Below are 18,512 nucleotides of genomic sequence, written 5' to 3'. Positions count from 1 at the left end.
GCCACCCGCGCCGGCATCACCGCGCGAAATGCCGCCGTGGGCGCCCGGCGTGCCGGGCGCCCACACGACCTCTGGGCCGATGTCGTGGCCGTCAGTCGGTGCCGAGCTCCATGGCCGCCTGGTCGAGCAGCTCCTCCTCGGTGGAGACCTCGCCGCGCGAGGCGATCGCCTCGGCGCCGCCCTCGGGCATCGCGCCGATGAGCTCGGTCGGGGCCGCCTGCGGAGCACCGATCAGCGCGGGGTGCTGGCTGCCGACCAGACCGAGCTTGGCGTACTGCTCCAGCTTCGCGCGGGAGTCGGCGATGTCGAGGTTGCGCATCGTCAGCTGCCCGATGCGGTCGACCGGGCCGAAGGCGGAGTCTTCGGTGCGCTCCATGGAGAGCTTGTCGGGGTGGTAGCTGAACGCCGGTCCGGAGGTGTCCAGGACGGAGTAGTCCTCGCCCCGGCGCAGCCGCAGCGTCACCTGGCCGGTCACCGCCATGCCGACCCAGCGCTGCAGCGACTCGCGCAGCATCATCGCCTGCGGCTCCAGCCAGCGGCCCTCGTAGAGCAGCCTGCCCAGCCGCCGCCCCTCGTTGTGATAGGCGGCGAGGGTGTCCTCGTTGTGGATCGCGTTGACCAGCCGCTCGTAGGCCGCGTACAGCAGCGCCATGCCCGGCGCCTCGTAGATGCCCCGGCTCTTGGCCTCGATGATCCGGTTCTCGATCTGGTCGGACATGCCCAGACCATGCCGGCCGCCGATGGTGTTGGCCTCCAGCACCAGATCGACGGCGGAGGGGAACTCCTTGCCGTTGATCGTCACTGGTCGTCCCTGCTCGAAGCCGATCGTGACGTCCTCGGCGGCGATCTCGACGGCCGGGTCCCAGAAGCGCAGGCCCATGATGGGGTCGACGATCTCGATGCCCGTGTCGAGGTGCTCGAGGGACTTGGCCTCGTGCGTCGCACCCCAGATGTTCGCGTCGGTGGAGTACGCCTTCTCCACGCTGTCCCGGTAGGGCAGCCCGCGGGCGAGCAGCCACTCGGACATCTCCTTGCGGCCGCCGAGCTCGTTGACGAAGTCGGCGTCCAGCCACGGCTTGTAGATCCGCAGGGAGGGGTTGGCGAGCAGGCCGTAACGGTAGAACCGCTCGATGTCGTTGCCCTTGAAGGTGGAGCCGTCACCCCAGATCTGCACGCCGTCCTCGAGCATCGCGCGCACCAGCAGCGTGCCGGTGACGGCCCGTCCGAGCGGGGTGGTGTTGAAGTAAGGGCGGCCGCCGGACCTGATGTGGAACGCCCCGCAGGCGAGGGCCGCGAGCCCCTCCTCGACCAGGGCCGCCCGGCAGTCGACCAGCCGGGCGATCTCCGCGCCGTACGCGGTGGCGCGGCTGGGCACCGAGGCGATGTCAGGTTCGTCGTACTGGCCGACGTCAGCGGTGTAGGTGCACGGCACTGCACCCTTCTCCCGCATCCACGCGACCGCTACCGAAGTGTCGAGACCACCGGAGAAGGCGATCCCGACACGCTCGCCGACAGGCAGAGAAGTGAGCACCTTGGACACGAGTAGAATATATACACGGGAATGCATGATCATGCAATCCCGGGTGGCGTGTTGTCGCCGCCGGCGAAAGACCGGGGTGCGCGGCGATCACCGGGGCGACCGGTAGATCTCCTCGCTCACCAGCCTGGCCGCACCGATCACACCGGCCTGCGGGCCGAGGTCGCTCATCGTGATCGGCAGATTCCTGGTCGCGAGGGGCAGCGAACGCCGGTAGATCGCGCCGCGGATCTCGGCGAGCAGGACGTGACCCAGCAGCGTGAGCCCACCCCCCAGCACGATGAGGCTCGGGTTGAAGAACGACACCAGGCCCGCCAGCACCTCGCCGACGCGCCGTCCGCCGTCGCGCACCATCTGGACGGACGCCGGGTCGCCGGCGGCGACCGCCTCGCCGACGTGGGCGGCGGTCAGCGTGCCCTCGCGGTCGAGGAGCTCCCGGAGCAGGGGTGAGCGCCCCGACCGGGCCGCGGCGAGGGCGTCGCGAGCCAGCGCGTCGCCACCGAAGGACGCTTCCAGACATCCCGTGTTGCCGCAGGCGCAGACTTCCACGGAGTCGGCGACCGGTATATGCCCGATATCCCCCGCGCATCCGTCCATGCCGCGATAGAGCTCACCCTTTGCTACGATTCCGCAGCCGATGCCCGTCCCGACCTTGACGAACAGGAAGTTGTCCGCGGTGCTCGCCGCACCGGCGTGCTGTTCGCCCAGGGCCATTACATTGACATCGTTGTCCAATACGATCGGACAATCGAACTGCCGGTCGAGGAGACCGCGGACCGGATAACCGTCCCATCCCGGCATGATTGGCGGCGACACCGAGATACCGCGTGAGAAGTCCACCGGGCCGGGCACGCCGACGCCGACTCCGAGCGGTGTGTCCACTCCCGATTTCGCGAGCAGCCGGCGACTCTGTTCAACGGCGAGTTCGAGCACGGCCTCGGGGCCCTGTCGTACGTCGCATTCGGTGCGCTCGAACGCGAGGACTCTCAGCCGGCCATCCGTGACCGCGGTGGAGACCGAGGTCACGCCGATGGCTATGCCGACGAACCGGATCAGCCCGGTGAAGTCGATGACGGTCGAGCGGCGGCCTCCACGCGATGCGGCCGGTCCGATTTCCTCGACGAGTTGAAGCGCCGCGAGCCGGCCGAGTTCCGCCCCGATCGTCGTACGTGACACTTCGAAGTGTTCCGACAGCTGAATGCGAGATTGCGGTCCGGCGTCACGCAATCGCATAAGTATTTTGGCCTGTAGCCGGGTTTCGGCTCGACCTGGCACCGAGGTCTCCACTCCCCAAGTTTCTCATCGGACGACGCCTCATCCATCACTACGGGAACACGGCCGCGACTCGAATTCGACCCCACTCATTCGAGAAGGATTTCGGAGAAGTCCGGTCAGGCCCCGGGTGCCGTCCGTAATGAAACTTTCATTGGGCGAGCCGGCCCCGGACCCGCGGCTCGCCCGTTTCCACGGCGGTGACGGACGGGGAGAGTCGACGACGTCGGGCCTGCCCGTCAGGGGCGGGGCGTGATCTTCTCGCCGGTCCACCCCTCGGCCGCGGCCCTCGGCAGGCTCACCTCGTCACACGGGCCAGCCGCCCCGCGTCCGCGGTGACTTGAGCGGCACCGCGGCCGCCAGCGGAGAGGCCGCGTCAGGGGACAGGGCGTCGAGGATGAGCTCGAGGTAGCGCCGCCAGCCGTCGCTGCCGGGATCCATCGTCCACAGCACGCCCATCAGCATCACCATGATCCTGAGCAGGTCGTCGGGGACGAGGTCGGCACGGATGAGACCGGCCTGCTGCCCGCGCCGGGCCAGCAGGGTCAGCGACTCGACGAACGGGCCGCCGGCCTCCGCGGTGATGGCGCCCGAGTTCCTGGCCGCCGCCAGGGTGTTGTGTTCGCGGGCCACCGTGGACATCGCCGCCTCGAGCACGCCGGCCAGACCGCGCCGTGGATCGTCGTCGCCGAGCGCCTGTTCGATGGCGGGGGCGATGTCCTCGGCGAAGCTTTGGTCGAGTGCGGCCCTGACCAGGCCCGCCTTGTCGGGGAAATGGCGGTAGAGCGTCGCGATGCCGACACCGGCGCGGCGGGCGATGTCCTCGAGCGGGGCGTCGGGCCCCTGCTCGGTCCAGACCTCCCGGGCCGCGCGCACAATCCTGCCGGAGTTGCGTGCGGCATCGGCGCGCAGCCGCCGCGAGGTCCCGGTGGTCACCGCCGCAGGATAACCAATCGATAGGCGGCTATCGGTTATCCCGGTACGCCCGTCAGGGCCCGTCCCACGTCACACGCATGTGCTCGGGGCCCCGGGTGGACAACCCCGTCTTCCACACGACGTCGTCCTCGGAGCCCGCGAGGCGGAGTCCCGGCAGCCGCGTGAGCAGGGTACGCAGGGCGACCTGCAGCTCCATTCGCGCGAGCGGGGCGCCGAGGCAGTGGTGCGCCCCGTGCCCGAATCCCACGTGCGAGGCCTGCTGCCGGTCGAGTTCGAGCTCCTCGGGGTTCGTGTAGACCGACTCGTCGCGGTTGGCCGACACCAGGCTCACGACCACAGGTTCACCGGCGCGCACCGTGACGCCGCCCAGCTCGACGTCCTCCAGCGCGTAGCGGGCGATGGAGGCGCCGCTTCCGAGCGGGACGAAGCGCATCAGCTCTTCGACCGCCCGGGGTATCAGGTCGAGGTCCGCGCGCAGCGCCGCGAGCTGCTCGGGGTGGGTGAGCAGCACGTAGGCGAAGTTCGGGATCTGCGTGGCCGTGGTCTCGTGACCGGCGACCAGCAGCGCCTCGGCCAGCGACAGCATCTCCTCCTCCGACAGCCGCTCCTCGTTGTCGCGGGCCGCGACGAGCGCGCTGAGCAGGTCGTCCTTCGGGGTCTGCCGGCGCTCGGCGATGAGCCCGGCCATGTACTCCCGCAGCAGGACCATGCTGTGCGCCACCTGCTCCGGGGTGAAGCGCGTGGTGGACAGGAGCGCGTCCGACCAGGTGCGGAAGTCCACCCGATCCTCGACGGGCACCCCCAGCAACTCGCAGATGACCGTGATCGGCAGCGGCAGGCCGAAGTCCTCGACGAGGTCGGCCGGGGCGCCCTTGGCCAGCATCGCGCCGACGAGACCGTCGGCGATCTCCTGGACCCGTGGCCGCAGGAGCTCGATCCGCCGGACGGTGAACGCCTTCGACACCAGTCGGCGCAGCCTGCTGTGCTCGGGCGGGTCGAAGCTGAGGATGCTCCCGGAGCGGGACCGGTGGGGCCGCATCCGCGGCTCGTCGCGGCCGATCGCCGCGGCCCGGCTGAAGCGCGCGTCGCCGAGCACGACCTTGACGTCTTCGTAGCGGGTCGCGAGCCAGGCGGGTTCCCCGTAGGGCAGCCGGACCCGGCACAGCGGTTCCTCCTGCCGCAACCGGGAGAAGAGCGGGTCCACTTCCAGCCGGTTCAGCTCCCCGAAGGGGAAGGTCCGGGGTTCGGCAGTGGTCATGATGCCTCCAGAGCGGATCGTCGTTCACCACGAGCCGTCGAGTCGCCACTTGATAGTCAACTATCACATGACTCGTGTAAAGAGATCAAGCAAAGGAGAGCGCATCCGCGCGAGGCGGTGTGGCCGGGAGAAACGCCCGCCCTACCCGAGGCCGGGGTCGCCGTCGTGGACGGTGGCGAGGCCGGCGAGTCCCGACACGGTCAGGACGGGTGTCAGCAGGGGGTTGGCGATGAGAGTGATGCGTTCGGCGTGGTCGAACAGCACGCTCAGGCCCGCGCTGTCGAGATAGTCGACGGAGGTCAGGTCGAGGATCAGGGGGCCCGGGGTGCGGTCGAGCGCGGCGGCGAGGGTGCCGGTGTTGCTCATGTCGATCTCACCGGCGACCGTCAGGAGAGCGGCGCCGTCGGGGCCGACCCCGGGGGTGAGAGTGAGGGGCGTGGTCATCAGGCGATCCTCATCTGCATGTCGACGGTCGTGCCGTACGGGCCGGGGGTGATGGTGACCTGTTGCATCATGGCGCGCATGAGAGCGACGCCGCGGCCGCGGTGGGCGTTCGCCTCCGGCTGCGGGGACTTCCAGCGGCCGCTGTCGGCGACGACGAGGCGCAGTCTGTCGACGGACGCCTCGGCCCGCAGACGCACCGCGTCCCCCGGAGCGTGGCGATGGCCGTGCTCGATGGCGTTGGCGCACGCCTCGCCCGCGGCGACCAGGATGTTCTGCACGATCTGAGCGGGTAGGTCGCACTGACCGAGCCAGCTGCGCAGGGCCTTGCGGACGGGCGCGAGCTGGGACGATTCGGCCGGGAAGGTCATCTCCAGCGGGGCCGGGTGCCGATAGAGCAGCAGAGCGACGTCGTCGTCGTAGCCGTCGGCGGGCGCCAGCCGGATCATCACCTGCGTGGCGAGGTCGTCGACGGCAACGTTCCGCCCGTCCTGTACGGCCTGGCTGGCCTGGTCGATGCCCGTATACAAAGGCCGGCGACGGCGTTCGACCAGCCCGTCCGTGTACAGCATGAGCGTGGCTCGCGCGGGAATGACCGTCTCGCTCTCCGGCCGGGTCGCGCCCGGGCGGACGGCCAGGGGAACGGAACGTCCGCCGTCGAGCAGGCCGGTGCTGCCGTCGGGGTGAGCGAGGATGCCCGGCGGATGCCCGGCGCTGGAGTAGGACAGGTGCCCGGTCTCCGGGTCGAGGACGCCGCAGAAGACGGTGGTGCACTTGGCGCCGGTGACGCCGGCGGCGAACTGGTCCAGGGCCATGAGCACGCGGGCCGGGCTGTCGTCCTGCAGCAGCAGCGCACGGCAGGCGCTGCGCAGTTGTCCCATGACGGCGGCGGCTTCCACTCCCCGCCCGACACAGTCGCCGACGACGATGCCGATGCGTCCGCCGGGCAGGGCGACGGTGTCGTACCAGTCGCCGCCGACTTCCAGCGGCCGGGTGGCGGGCTCGTAGCGTACGGCGAACCCTTCGGGAAGCTGGGCCGGACCGAGGATGGCGCGCTGCAGCGCGATCGCGGTCTCGCGTTGCTGGTCGATCTGGTGGGCGCGGACCAGTCCCTGCGCGAGACGGCCGGCCAGCAGCGACAACAGCAACTGGTCCTCGCTCGTGAAAGGCCGGTCGCCCGGATCGATCCACAGCGCCATCGGGCCGTCGGGATGCTCGAGAAGGATGCCGGCCCCACTCTCGTCGGCCACCGGGGTGAGCAGAGGCCGCCGCAGCAAGCCGGCGAGCATCCGACGGTGTCCGGCCGGCAGGCCCTGCCAGTCCACGGACGCGCCGGAGGCGGTCAGGGTCGCCGCCTCCCCGTCGTGATCAAAGACCGCGGCCAGCACGGACCGGGCGCGCCACAGGTCCCGCAGCTGGCGCAGGGCGCCGGTCAGCGCGTCGGACAGGCTCGCGGCCTGCGACAGGCTGGTGCTCAGCGAGGCGAGGGCGCTCTCGCGCTGGATGGCGTAGTGCTCGGCGGTGACGTCGCGGAAGGTGCCGACGACAACCTCACGCCCCGTGTCGGGATCCTGCGCCTTGTTGAAGGTGACGCTGACCCACAACCGATGCCCGTCGCGGTGGGTGACGGGAATCGTGTAGCTGCCCTGGCCGGGCCCGACGAGGCCGCTGAAGGCGTCTCCAGCCTGCTCATGGGCCTCGGGATCGGTGGCGGCGTCCGGCCACCACGGATGGATCGGCGTGTAGGGCAGGCCTTCGGGGCCGTAGCCGAGGATGTCGGTGAACGCGCTGTTGATCTCGACGACGGCGCCGTTCTCGTCACAGACGAAGAACGCCTCCTGCATGGAGTCCACTAGCGCGGTGCGCCAGCGCGCCTGGTGCTGGCGCAGCCGCGCCATGTCCATGGTGGCCCGCACCCGCGCGAGCAGCTCCGCCGCGGCGAAGGGCTTGACCAGGTAGTCGTCGGCTCCGGCCTGCAGACCCTCGATGGACGCCTCCTGGCCGGCCCGGGCCGACAGCAACACCACGGGGACGGCCGCGGTGCGCGCGTCGGCCCGCAGCGCCGCGACCAGGGACAGGCCGTCCATGCGAGGCATCATGACGTCGCTGACCACGAGGTCGGGGACGTCGGCGCGGATGGCCTCCAGAGCCTCCTGCCCGTCGCCGGCGGTGTTCACGAGGTAGCCGGCGCCCTTGAGGAGCCGGACGAGGTATCCGCGCATGTCGGCGTTGTCGTCGGCGACCAGCACACGCGCCGGGGCGGCCGAGCCCCCGGATCGCGCGGGGGAGTGCGACGGCATGCCCACCGGGTCGCCGGCCGCCTCTCCGGTGTCGTCCCCCGGCAGCCAGCGCAGCGCCTCCTCGACGTAGGGGTCCGCGGCGGTGGAGCCGGCGCCGGTGCCGGCCGTCGCGATCGCCTCGTCGGGCAGGTGCGCGGAGCCGTACGGCAGGCGGATGGTGAAGCGGGTGCCCTCTCCCTCGGCGCTGTCGGCGGTGATGGTGCCGCCGTGCAGGCCGATCAACTCCTGCACGAGGGCCAGTCCGATACCGCTTCCCTCGTTGGACCGCGAGCGGGCGTTCTCGATGCGGTGGAACCGCTCGAACAACCGCGGCAGTTCGCCGGCCGGGATGCCGATGCCCGTGTCCGTGACGGTCACCACCGCGTGGGTGCCCTCCCCGCGCACCTCGACGCCGATCCCCCCCTCGAAGGTGAACTTCAGCGCGTTGCTGAGCAGGTTGAGCACCACCTTCTCCCACATGCCGCGGTCGATGTACACCGGCTCGTCCAGGGGAGGGCAGTCGACCCGGAAGTCCAGGCCTGCCTTGTCGATGGCGGAGCGGAAGAGGCTGGCCAGCTCGGCGGTGACCACGGCCAGGTCGACCGGTTCGTAGCTGGCCTGCATCCGGCCGGCTTCGATACGGGAGAAGTCCAGCAGGGTGTTGACCAGCTTGCCCAGCCGCAACCCGTTGCGGCGGATGACCTCCAGCTCCTCGCGCACCTGCGGGTCTGCTCCCTGCAGACGGCCGCGCAGTTCCTCCACCGGTCCCATGATCAGGGTCAGCGGCGTGCGGAACTCGTGACTGATGTTGGAGAAGAAGACGGTCTTCGCACGGTCGAGCTCGGCCAGTTCCTCCGCCCGCCGCTGCTGGGCCTGGTAGCTGCGCGCGCTCGCCACACCCGCCGCGACATGCCCCGCGGCCAGCTCGACGAACCCGCGATAACTGTCGTCCACGGAGCGATACCGGTTGAGCGCGGCCACGAGGAACCCGTACGGCGCGCTGCCCTGCTGCAGCAGCGGAACCACCAGCGCCTGCGCGGGCGGCTCCGGCCAGTCTCCGGCCGGGAGAGCGGCGAACGGGGAGCCGTCGAGCGGCACGAGCACCGGCTCTCCCCGGGCCAGCGTCGTCGCGGGCCACACCGAGTCCGGGTCGTCGGCCGGCAGGGTGAGGGGAGCGGCCGGATGCCCGGCCGGGATCCCGGTCACCCCGGCCAGCCGCGCCCCGCCGCCGTCCTCGAAGAGGTAGGTCGACGTGAACGGAAGGTCCTTCTGGTTGCGGCCGAGTTGGCGGCAGGCGAAGGCCAGCATCTCCTGCTCGGTGCGGACCACGCTGGGATCGGAGCCGAGGTCCCGCAGGGTCGCCATGCGCCGCTCACCGATGACCCGCTCGGTGTCCTCGCTGACGACGCACAGCATGCCGACCACGGTGCCGGAGTCGTCCCGGAGGGGGCTGTAGGAGAAGGTGTGGTAGGTCTCCTCCGGGTAGCCCGCCCGTTCCAGGAACAGCAGGAGCGCCTCGTCCCAGGTCGCCTTCCCCGTGGCCAGCACGGCCTCGATCCGCGGGCCGATGTCGTCCCAGATCTCCGCCCACACCTCACTGGCGGGCCGGCCCAGCGCCCACGGGTATTTCCGGCCCAGCGTGTCACGACGGTAGGCGGCGTTGCAGAAGAACGTCAGCTGCGGTCCCCACGCCATCCACATGGAAAAGCGGGACGACAGCAGGATGCTCACCGCCGTCTGCAGGCTCTGCGGCCATTCCTCCGGCGGCCCTAGCGGCGTCGCCCGCCAGTCCACCAACGCCAGATCCCGGCCGATCTCGTCGTCGGCGGCGAACACTCCGGCACCGGCCGACGGCGACGGCCCCTGCTCAGCGTCCTCACAGCGCGTCACTTGACACCCCTTCGTCCACGCCGAGCCCAGCCCACCCGCGCCGGCCTCCGTACCGTGCCGCTGCCGCGCGGCGGGCCCCACAAAGGCGTGGGAGAGGTCGGACACGTGCGCAGCAGGATACTCCTGGCAGGTCAATGTGGATGTACCGGAAATCCCCCCACGCGAAGGCACGTAAGACCACGTGGGACGCCAGACCGAACGGGCGGACACCGGTGATCAGGATGGCGAGCATGACATGGCCCTGCAGGTCGTGCTCGCCGCACGCGGACGCCGCCCTCGCGACACCGGCGGGGAGGATCGGAGGGCCGCCGGTGCCCTACGGCATACCGCGGAGGGCGTCCGCTTCCGGCGTTCTTAACAGCTTTCATTCTCCTTACTTTCATTCCCCTCACATAAGGGCGGAAATACGTTTTCCTTGCCGGTGAGTGCTGCACGGCCTCCTCCATGTAGGCCGTCAGGGGTTACCTGAGGAGGGGAACCCATGGAGTTCATGGCGAAAGAGCGGGCGGCGCTGGAGCGATTCATGCCCGGCCTCGACGACGTGCTCGCCACCATCCCGCTGGCCGATCTGGAACGGCCCGGCAACCCGGGGCTGCCCGCGTTCAAGGCCGCCGGCGGTCCGAAACTGCTGGTGCCGGCCGAGTATCACGGCCTGGGCGCCACACCGGTGGAGGCGATCCGCGTCCAGCGGGCCCTGGGCAGCCGTTCTCCCTCGCTCGCGATCGCCGCCACCATGCACGGCTTCTCCGTCGCCGGCCTCGTCGAGGTCAGCCAGACCAGCACCGGCTTCGAATGGATGCTGCTCGAGGCCGTCGCCCGGGAGAACCTGCTGCTGGCCTCCGGCTTCGCCGAGGGCCGCACCGGCGCCGCGATCCTGTCCCCGGCCCTGCGGGCCGTACGGCGCGGCGACAACCTGGTCGTGTCCGGTTCCAAGAAGCCCTGCACCCTGTCGCGCTCCATGGACATGCTCACGGCCTCGGTGGCGGTCACCGACGACGAGGGCCGCGACCGGCTCGCCGTCGTGCTCATCCCGGCGGGCAGCCCCGGCATCGAGATCCGGCCGTTCTGGAACAGCTTCGTGCTCGCCGGAGCCGAGAGCGACGAGGTCGTGCTCAAGGACGTCGAAGTGTCGCGGCATCTGGTCGTCATGACCGACAACACCACCGAGGACCAGCGGCTCGATGACCTGCAGAGCGGCACGTTCCTGTGGTTCGAGCTGCTGGTGAGCGCCTCCTACCTCGGCGTGGCCAGCGCGCTGGCCGAGCGGGTGCTGGCGGCCGGCAAGGCCGACGCCGTCGAACGGGCCGCTCTGGTCGTCGAGGCGGAGGCGGCCATGACCACCCTGGAGGGGGTCGCCAGGGCGATGGGCGACGGCGAGCGCGGTCAGGACATGTTCGCCACGGCGCTGTGCGCCCGTTACGCCGTCCAGGACGCCATCGGCCGCATCGCGCGTCGTGCGACCGAACTGCTGGGAGGCATGGCCTACATCGGCTCCGGCGACGTGGCCTATCTGTCTGCGGCCTCCACCGCGCTGATGTTCCACCCGCCGTCCCGCACGCGCATGTCCCAGCAGCTGTGTGACTACTTCGCGGGCCAGCCCTTACGCGTGGCCTGAAGGGAGAATCCGATGTCGGGCATCGACTTCACGGCCCGCCCCACCGTCCTGCTGACCGGCGCCGGCGGCGTCGTCGGCCAGGCGCTGCTCACCGAGCTCGGCGACCACAACGTCATCTGCCTGACCCACAAGAGGGCGGTGACCGGCCCCCATGTGCTCAGCATCCGCGGCGATCTGACCCTTTCGAGGTTCGGGCTGGATCGCGAGGAGTACGACGAACTCGTCCGCCGGGTCGACGCGATCGTCCACTGCGCCGCGGTCACCGCGTTCGGCGCGGGCAAGGACGCGACGTACGACGTCAACGTGCGCGGCACCGGGGAGGTGATCGCCCTGGCCCAGCGGGCGGGCGTGCCCCTTCACCACATCAGCACCGCGTTCGTGGCGCGCACCGAGCTGGCCCGCGACGACGGCGGCACCGCGCGCCCGGAGGTCTACCTGGACAGCAAACGGGCCGCGGAACGGCTGGTCCGCGACTCCGGTGTGCCCGCCACCGTCATCCGCCCGAGCGTGGTCATCGGCGACTCGGCCACCGGGCGGATCGCCCAGTTCCAGGGCCTGCACGGCATCGCGGGCGCGGTGTTCAAGAACGCCCTGCCCCTGCTCCCCCTGCAGCCCGGCTCCCGGATCGACTTCCTCCCGCAGGACCTGATCGCCGGAGCCGTCGCCGGGCTGCTGCGGGCCGGGGTCACCGACGGAGACTTCTGGATCACGGCGGGCGAGGCCGCACTCACCGTGGATCAGATGGTCGAGCTGGCCCTGGAGACCGGCCGCGGCTTCGGCCTGGAGCTGAACGCGCCCCGGCTGGTCTCCCAGGACATGGTGGACCGGCTGATCCGCCCGGTCTTCATCGACCCGCTGCCCAAATGGCAGCGCCGCCGATTCGACGACATGCTGGCGATGACCGCGCTGTTCTGCACTCCGCAGCCGTTCGAGAGCTCGTGCGACCGCGTGCCCGGCATCGTCGCACCGTCCACCTCCGCCCTGCGGGACGCCTTCGTCGCCTCGTTGCGCCACTACGCGCAGGCCAAGGGCCTGCTGCGGGACAGCGAGGTGGCGGCGTGAAGCCGGTCCGCGTTCCGCCGTCGCCCGCCGCGGGCCAGGGCCGCACGCATGAGGGCCGCACGGATGAGAGCCACACGGATGAGGGCCGCACGCATGAGGGCCGCACGCATGAGGGCTCTCAGCTAGGCGTGCCGGCATGACCATCCAGGCGGAGGGCTCCGCGACCGCCGTGCTCGACCTCTACCGGCGCCACCTGAGCAGGGGCCGCGCCCGGCTGGCGGAGATGACCGGCGGCCAGGTGGAGCTCTCCTCCCACGGCGCGCACGTCTTCGGCGCGGACGGCCGGCGGTTTCTGGACTGCGGCGGGTACGGCGTCTTCCTGCTCGGTCACACCCACCCGGCCGTGGTGGAGGCCGTCGTCGCGCAGGTCCGTACCCATCCCATGGCGACCCGGCTGCTGCTGGAACCGGTCGCGGGCGAGGCCGCCGCCGCCCTGGCCGCGGTCACCCCGCCCGGCCTGAACCGGACGCACTTCGTCAACTCCGGCAGCGAGGCCACCGAGGCCGCCATCAAGCTGGCCCGCGCCCACGGCAAGACGCGGCTGATCTCGGCCGTCGACGGCTACCACGGCAAGACCACGGGTGCGCTGGCCCTCACCGCCAAAGAGCTCTACCAGGCGCCGTTCCGGCCGCTGCTGCCCGAGGTGACGCACGTGCCGTACGGCGACGCCGCGGCGCTGGCGGGCGTGGTCGGGCCGGACGCCTGCGTGGTGCTGGAGCCGATACAGGGCGAGGGCGGCGTGAACATCCCGCCGGACGGCTACCTCACCGACGTCCAGCGGATCTGCCGCGCACAGGGCGCCTTCTTCGTGCTGGACGAGATCCAGACCGGGCTGGGCCGGCTCGGCCGCTGGTGGGGGGCCGACCGCGAAGCCGTCACCCCGGACATCCTGCTCGTGGGCAAGGGCCTGTCCGGCGGAGTGGTGCCGGTCGCCGCGATGGTGGCCACCGACGCCGCCTACGCGCCCTTCGATCGTGACCCGTTCCTGCACACCTCCACCTTCGCCGCCTCGCCCATCGCGATGGCCGCCGCCCTGGCCGCGGTGCGGACCATCGCCGCCGAGAACCTGGTCGACCGCGCCGCCGTCCTGGGACAGACCCTGCTCGACGGACTGCGCAGCATCGCCCCCGCGCTGGTCACCGGCATTCGCGGCGCGGGGCTGCTCATCGGCCTGGAGACACGCGATGAGCACGTGGCGGGCGCCTACATGCTGGAGCTGCTGGACAGGGGTGTGCTGGTCAATCACAGCCTCAACGCGCACAAGGTCATCCGTCTCACCCCGCCCGCCATCCTCACCGACACCGACGTCACCTGGCTGCTGACCGCCTTCGCCGACGCCTCCGCCGCCGTGAAAGGACTGTTCTGATGCGACAGGTCACCCTGGAAGCCCTCGTCCCTGCCGCCGACGCCGACGCAGTCTTCGCGACGCTGGCCGACTTCGCGCGCTACCCCGAGTTCACCGAAGCCGTACGCGAGGTCCACGTACGCCAGGCCGGCGGCGGCGTCCTCGACTCGGACTGGGCGGTGAACTTCCGCAACGGAATCCTGCGCTGGTCCGAGCGCGACGTCGTCGACCCGGTCGAGCGCACCATCACCTTCACCCAGACCGACGGCGACTTCGAGCGCTTTGACGGCCACTGGAAGGTCGAGCCGCGCGATCGCGACGTCGCGATCGCGTTCCACGCCGAGTTCGACCTGGGCATGCCGAGCCTGGCCCCGATCATCGACCCGATCGCCGAGCGCACGCTGGTGGAGAACCTCCAGCGCATCCTGACGGGCCTCACCGGCCAGGCGACCACCTTCCACGTCCCGGCCGGGGTGGGAGGGTGACGATGCGGGCCAGGCTCATACCCACCCCGCCGGCGCCATGAGACCGAACAGGTGGTGGATGCTCGGCGCGGTGTCGATGGCGACGTTCATGCTCCTGCTGGACGTCACCGTGGTCAACGTGGCGCTCCCCGACATCCAGCGGACGTTGCACGCCACCTTCTTCGACCTCGCCTGGGTGATCGACGCCTACGCGCTCACTCTGGCCGCGTTCCTGCTGACCGCCGGATCGCTGGCCGACCGGCTCGGCCGGCGCCGGATCTTCGTCGCCGGGCTGGCGCTGTTCACCGCCGCGTCCCTGCTGTGCGGCCTGGCCGGCGCCCCGCTCGTGCTGAACGTGGCCCGCGCGTTCCAGGGAGTCGGCGGCGCGGTGATGTACGCCGTCGCGCCCGCCCTGATCGCCAACGCCTTCCACGGCCGGGAGCGCGGCATCGCCTTCGGCGTCTCCGGCGGCGTCACCGGGCTCGCCGTCGCCGTCGGCCCGTTGATCGGCGGGGCTCTGACGGAGGTCAGCTGGCGTTGGGTGTTCCTGCTGAATGTGCCCATCGGCCTGGCCGTCGCCCTGGTCATGCTGACGCGCGCCGAGGAGTCGCGCGCCGCGGGCGGCCGGATCGACTGGCGCGGTATCGACTGGCCCGGGGCAGCGCTGCTGTCCTCGTCGCTGGCCATGCTGGTGTTCGCGCTCATGCGCGGCGCCGAGGCGGGCTGGGGAAGCGTCCTCATCGTGACGCTGCTGGCCGGCGCGGCGGTCCTGCTGGTCGCCTTCGTGCTGGTGGAGCGGGCACGCCCCGAGCCCATGCTCGATCTGGGGTTGTTCCGCAACCGGTCGTTCGCCGGTCTGTCCCTGGCGACGGTGGCCGTGAACGCCGCCGTCTACGCGGCCCTGCTGTTCATGGTGCTCTACCTGCAGAACACCCTGCACCACACCTCGTTCGAGACCGGCCTGCGCTTCCTGCCCTTCACCCTGGTGCTGTTCGTCGCCGCCGCGGTGACGGGGACGTTCGCCGCCCGGATCCCGGCCGCGCTGCTCATCGGCGGCGGCAGCCTTGCCGTCGGCGCGGGATTCCTGGTGACCGGCGTGGAGACGGGCTCCCCGTGGACCGCGCTGCTGCCCGGCATGCTGCTCGCCGGTCTCGGCATGGGCCTGTTCAACCCGGCACGCGCCGCCACCGCGGTCGACCTGGTCCCGCTGTCGAGGGCCGGGATGTCCTCGGGCGTGAGCGAGACCTTCCAGCAGGGCGGCGTGGCCCTGGGCATCGCCGCCCTGGCGAAGGCCGGAACGGCGGGACCCGTCGCGGGGGTCAACGCCGTGATGAACGTCGCCGGATGGATCGCGGTCGTGGGCGCCGTGTTCGGGCTCGCGCTCATCAGGCGCCGCGACTTCCACCAGGCCGCGACCGAGACGGACCAGCAGCCCGACGCCTACCTGGAGAGACGACCATGACCTCGGCCACCGAGCCTCCGACGATCCCCCGCTTCCTGACCGACTACACGCCCACCCGGTATCGCAGGCGCTTCACCCCCTTCTCCCGTGTCCCGGCCACCGGGCACATGGGCGAGGTCTGGCACGTGGCCGCCCGGCGCAACCCCGCCCAGCTGGTCATCGTGGACCGGCCCTGTGACATCGACCCCGACGGGCCGGTCGAGCGCACGTACGCCGAATGGGCCACGCTGGTGGACGAGGCGGCGGCCTGGCTGCACGCCGCGGGCGTGCGGGCGTGGGACCGGGTCGCCATCATGAAGGCCAACCACCTCGACGTCGCCCTGCTCGGCTGCGCCGCCGCGCGCATCGGCGCCGTGCCGGCGATGCTGTCGGGCACGTTCGGCCCCGAGGCCGCCCGCGCGCTGCTGACCCGCCTGGAGCGGCCCTTCCTCGTCACCGACCGCGCCCACGTCGACAGCTGCGGGATCGGCCCGGACGTCGTCGCCGGCCTGACCGCGATGACGATCTGCGTCGACTCCTACGACGAGCGGCCCGATCTCGTCCGGCTCGCCTCCCTGAAAGGCGCTCCGGCCGTGGCCCCGGCACTGCGTCCGCCGCACGAGCCCATGGTGATCACCCACACTTCCGGCACGACCGGCATCCCCAAGCTGGTCATGCACTCGGCGGACTCGGCGTACTCGCTGGCTCTGGTCGAGGCGGAACGCTGGCCCAAGTTCGGGCTGCGCGCCGACGACGTCATGGTCTTCTGCGACCCGTTCTGCCACCAGCGCATGACCACCGGCCTGCCCGCCATGGCCACCGTCACCCCGCGCATGCTCATGCTGTCGGATCCCAGGTCCCCGGCGGTCAAGGACCTGCTGCTGCGGCACCGGCCGACCGTCGTCGAAACCCTGCCCAACATCTATCTGTTCTGGGAGAAGCTGGCCCGCGACCCGGCCAGGCCGTTCGCCGGCGTGCGGCTGTTCATCAACTCCTTCGACGCGATCCACACCCGCACGATCCGCACCTTCCTCGCCGCCACCGACCGGCGGGCTCCGGTCTGGGTGCAGTCGTGGAGCCAGAGCGAGAACGGCGCCCTGGTCATCCGCCCCTACCTGCGCGGCTCGGTCAAGCGGCGCGGTCTGCGGCCGCCGCCGACCCAGGTGCTCGGCTGGCCGCTCCCGTCCGTCGCCAGGGTCCGCGCCGTCGACCCCGCGACCGGCCGTCCCGTACGGCACGGCGAGGTCGGCCTGATCGAGATCTCCCAGCCCGGCCGCTGCCTGGCCTATGTCGGAGAACAGGACCGGCACGACCTCAAGCGCAACGGCGTGTGGTGGAACACCGGCGACCTTGGCGTGATCAACCGGTGGGGCGCGGTCCGCCTGGTCGACAGAGAGATCGACCGCATTCCGGGCGGCAGTGCGATCGAGCTGGAAGACGTCCTGCTCGACCGGCTGCCGCAGACCACCGAGGTCGTGGTCCTGCCCGTCGCGGGCGGCCTTCCCGTCCCCGTCCTCAGCACCGACGAGGACGTCCCGCTCGAGCCCCGGGCCTGGGCCGCGGCCACGGTGGACCTGCCGCCGCTGGCCGAGCCGATCCAGATCCGCTGGGAGGACTTCCCACGGACCGGCACCTGGAAGATTCGCCGGGTCCAGCTTCGCGAGCAGCTGCTCGACGGCGCGCAGGCCGTCGGCATCGGGCGCTGGACGTGACGACATGAGCCGATATCTGGCCTACACCGCGCCGGGCAGCGGGCACCTGTACCCCCTGATCCCCACCCTGCAGGAGCTGCGCCGCCGCGGCCACGAGGTCGTCGTCCGGGCCGAGCGGGACCACCTTCCCCTCCTGCACGGGCTCGGCTTCGACGCCGAGGCGATCGCCCCCGAGATCGAGGCGCGGCCCGACGACACCTGGCAGGCCCGCACCCCGGTCGGCGCCATGCGCCGGTCTGTGGCCATGTTCGTCGACCGCGCCCGGCACGAGGTCGACGACATCAAGCGGGCCATGAAGGACGCGCCGCCCGACGCGATTCTGATCGACAACAACTGCTGGGGCGCCGCCGCCGCGGTGCAGGCGTCCGGCGTCCCCTGGGCACAGGCCGCCACCTTCCTGCTGCCGCTGACCACCCCGGACGCACCGCCGTTCGGCCTCGGCCTGAAGCCCTCCCGCAGCCTGCCGGCCCGGCTGCGGGACGCCGTCCTCGCCAAGTCGGCCCTGCCGATCTTCGATATGGCGCTGCCCCCGATCAACGCCCTGCGCCGCGAGCTCGGCCTGCGCCCGGTCAGGCACGTCCCCGACCTGTACATGCTGGCGCCCCTGGTGCTCAGCTACACCGCCGAGCCGCTGGAATACCCGCGTACGCACCTGCCCGCCTCGGTGCGCATGGTCGGCCCCGCCGACTGGGATCCGGCGGCGGGGGAGCCCGAGCCCGACTGGCTGGCGCGCATGGAGCGGCCCGTCGTGCTCGTCACGATCTCGACGGTGTTCCAGGACGACGGCAAGCTCATCCAGACCGCGCTCGACGCTTTGGAAGACGAGCCGTACGACGTGGTGGTCACCACCGCGTCCCTGGACCCCGGCCGGTTCCGCCGGCCGGCCAACGTCCATCTCGAACGGTTCGTCCCGCACAGCCTGGTGTTGAAGCGGGCGTCGGCCGTGGTGTGCCACGGCGGCATGGGGATCACGCAGAAATCCCTGCTCCACGGCGTACCGGTGTGCGTCGTTCCGTTCGGCAGAGACCAGCTCGAAGTCGCCCGCCGCGTCATCGAAGCCGGCGCCGGAACCAGGCTGCCGGTCTCCCGGCTCACCCCCGACGGCCTCCGCCGGGCCGTACGCGCGGCCATCGCGAGAAAGCGACAGGCCGAGCGGGTCGGCGCCCGGCTCCGCGCCGCCGGAGGCGAGACGGCCGCCGCCGGCGCCCTCGAGCGGCTCCTGGCCCCCGAGGTGAAAACGGCGTGATCACGGGCTCTCCG

Annotated in this window: 13 protein-coding genes; 7 read left to right on the top strand and 6 right to left on the bottom strand. The window is 71.3% G+C overall.

The genetic code is table 11. The features are described from left to right. Window positions 1-91 precede the first annotated feature (91 nt). The 6 genes from argG to ACQPZZ_RS00270 all read right to left on the bottom strand — a co-directional run bounded on the left by argG (window position 92) and on the right by ACQPZZ_RS00270 (window position 9,613). Window positions 92-1,540 carry an argininosuccinate synthase gene (gene argG, locus ACQPZZ_RS00295; RefSeq protein WP_432927810.1) on the bottom strand — a complete coding sequence of 483 codons (1,449 nt, stop codon included), beginning with the start codon at window positions 1,538-1,540 and terminating at the stop codon, window positions 92-94. Window positions 1,541-1,627: 87 nt separating this feature from the next. After that, window positions 1,628-2,824: an ROK family transcriptional regulator gene (locus tag ACQPZZ_RS00290; protein WP_363635882.1), complete on the bottom strand. Its 1,197-nt coding sequence runs from the start codon at window positions 2,822-2,824 to the stop codon at window positions 1,628-1,630. A 291-nt stretch (window positions 2,825-3,115) separates the two neighbouring features. After that, entirely contained in the window at window positions 3,116-3,745 is a 630-nt protein-coding gene (locus ACQPZZ_RS00285) for a TetR/AcrR family transcriptional regulator (RefSeq protein WP_432927807.1), read from the bottom strand. Between the two features lie 52 nt (window positions 3,746-3,797). Next, a complete protein-coding gene (locus ACQPZZ_RS00280; RefSeq protein ID WP_432927805.1) occupies window positions 3,798-5,003 on the bottom strand; it encodes a cytochrome P450 in 1,206 nt (401 codons plus the stop codon). A 141-nt stretch (window positions 5,004-5,144) separates the two neighbouring features. Further along, window positions 5,145-5,447, bottom strand: coding sequence for an STAS domain-containing protein (locus ACQPZZ_RS00275; RefSeq protein ID WP_432927803.1), 303 nt, complete (start codon window positions 5,445-5,447; stop codon window positions 5,145-5,147). Further along, window positions 5,447-9,613, bottom strand: a complete 4,167-nt coding sequence (locus ACQPZZ_RS00270) for a SpoIIE family protein phosphatase (RefSeq protein WP_432927801.1) — start codon at window positions 9,611-9,613, stop codon at window positions 5,447-5,449. The genes ACQPZZ_RS00275 and ACQPZZ_RS00270 overlap by 1 nt, the downstream gene beginning before the upstream one ends. 481 nt (window positions 9,614-10,094) lie before the next feature. Here ACQPZZ_RS00270 and ACQPZZ_RS00265 point away from each other — a divergent pair, with 481 nt between their 5' ends. The 7 genes from ACQPZZ_RS00265 (at window position 10,095) to ACQPZZ_RS00235 (ending at window position 18,498) form a co-directional block, all read left to right on the top strand. Beyond that, a complete protein-coding gene (locus ACQPZZ_RS00265) occupies window positions 10,095-11,228 on the top strand; it encodes an acyl-CoA dehydrogenase family protein (protein ID WP_432927799.1) in 1,134 nt (377 codons plus the stop codon). A 12-nt stretch (window positions 11,229-11,240) separates the two neighbouring features. Beyond that, window positions 11,241-12,290, top strand: coding sequence for an SDR family oxidoreductase (locus tag ACQPZZ_RS00260; protein ID WP_432927797.1), 1,050 nt, complete (start codon window positions 11,241-11,243; stop codon window positions 12,288-12,290). A 136-nt stretch (window positions 12,291-12,426) separates the two neighbouring features. Further along, complete coding sequence (locus ACQPZZ_RS00255) at window positions 12,427-13,656, top strand: aspartate aminotransferase family protein (RefSeq protein ID WP_432927795.1); 1,230 nt, start codon at window positions 12,427-12,429, stop codon at window positions 13,654-13,656. Beyond that, window positions 13,656-14,120: a type II toxin-antitoxin system RatA family toxin gene (locus ACQPZZ_RS00250; RefSeq protein ID WP_432927793.1), complete on the top strand. Its 465-nt coding sequence runs from the start codon at window positions 13,656-13,658 to the stop codon at window positions 14,118-14,120. Before ACQPZZ_RS00255 ends, ACQPZZ_RS00250 begins: the two co-directional genes overlap by 1 nt. Before the next feature lie 37 nt (window positions 14,121-14,157). After that, the gene (locus ACQPZZ_RS00245; protein ID WP_432927791.1) at window positions 14,158-15,561 is read left to right on the top strand and encodes an MFS transporter; all 1,404 of its coding nucleotides are present in this window, start codon (window positions 14,158-14,160) and stop codon (window positions 15,559-15,561) included. After that, window positions 15,558-17,252 (top strand): class I adenylate-forming enzyme family protein, encoded by a 1,695-nt coding sequence (locus ACQPZZ_RS00240; protein ID WP_432927789.1) that lies wholly within the window; start codon window positions 15,558-15,560, stop codon window positions 17,250-17,252. Before ACQPZZ_RS00245 ends, ACQPZZ_RS00240 begins: the two co-directional genes overlap by 4 nt. 4 nt (window positions 17,253-17,256) lie before the next feature. After that, window positions 17,257-18,498, top strand: a complete 1,242-nt coding sequence (locus ACQPZZ_RS00235; protein ID WP_432927787.1) for a glycosyltransferase — start codon at window positions 17,257-17,259, stop codon at window positions 18,496-18,498. The last annotated feature ends 14 nt before the right edge of the window (window positions 18,499-18,512 follow it).

It is taken from the genome of Microbispora sp. CA-135349, assembly GCF_050947365.1.
GTDB lineage: Bacteria > Actinomycetota > Actinomycetes > Streptosporangiales > Streptosporangiaceae > Microbispora.
The sequence above is the reverse complement of the archived record's forward strand: the minus strand, read 5'-3'. Positions and strand labels throughout refer to the sequence as shown.

What these genes read in the sequence shown, in the direction of transcription:
- ACQPZZ_RS00280 (WP_432927805.1), bottom strand. Translation starts at nt 5,003, where the DNA reads ATGACCACTGCCGAACCCCGGACCTTCCCCTTCGGGGAGCTGAACCGG.
- ACQPZZ_RS00235 (WP_432927787.1), top strand. Translation starts at nt 17,257, where the DNA reads ATGAGCCGATATCTGGCCTACACCGCGCCGGGCAGCGGGCACCTGTAC.
- ACQPZZ_RS00240 (WP_432927789.1), top strand. Translation starts at nt 15,558, where the DNA reads ATGACCTCGGCCACCGAGCCTCCGACGATCCCCCGCTTCCTGACCGAC.
- ACQPZZ_RS00265 (WP_432927799.1), top strand. Translation starts at nt 10,095, where the DNA reads ATGGAGTTCATGGCGAAAGAGCGGGCGGCGCTGGAGCGATTCATGCCC.
- ACQPZZ_RS00260 (WP_432927797.1), top strand. Translation starts at nt 11,241, where the DNA reads ATGTCGGGCATCGACTTCACGGCCCGCCCCACCGTCCTGCTGACCGGC.
- ACQPZZ_RS00245 (WP_432927791.1), top strand. Translation starts at nt 14,158, where the DNA reads ATGAGACCGAACAGGTGGTGGATGCTCGGCGCGGTGTCGATGGCGACG.
- ACQPZZ_RS00275 (WP_432927803.1), bottom strand. Translation starts at nt 5,447, where the DNA reads ATGACCACGCCCCTCACTCTCACCCCCGGGGTCGGCCCCGACGGCGCC.
- ACQPZZ_RS00255 (WP_432927795.1), top strand. Translation starts at nt 12,427, where the DNA reads ATGACCATCCAGGCGGAGGGCTCCGCGACCGCCGTGCTCGACCTCTAC.
- ACQPZZ_RS00250 (WP_432927793.1), top strand. Translation starts at nt 13,656, where the DNA reads ATGCGACAGGTCACCCTGGAAGCCCTCGTCCCTGCCGCCGACGCCGAC.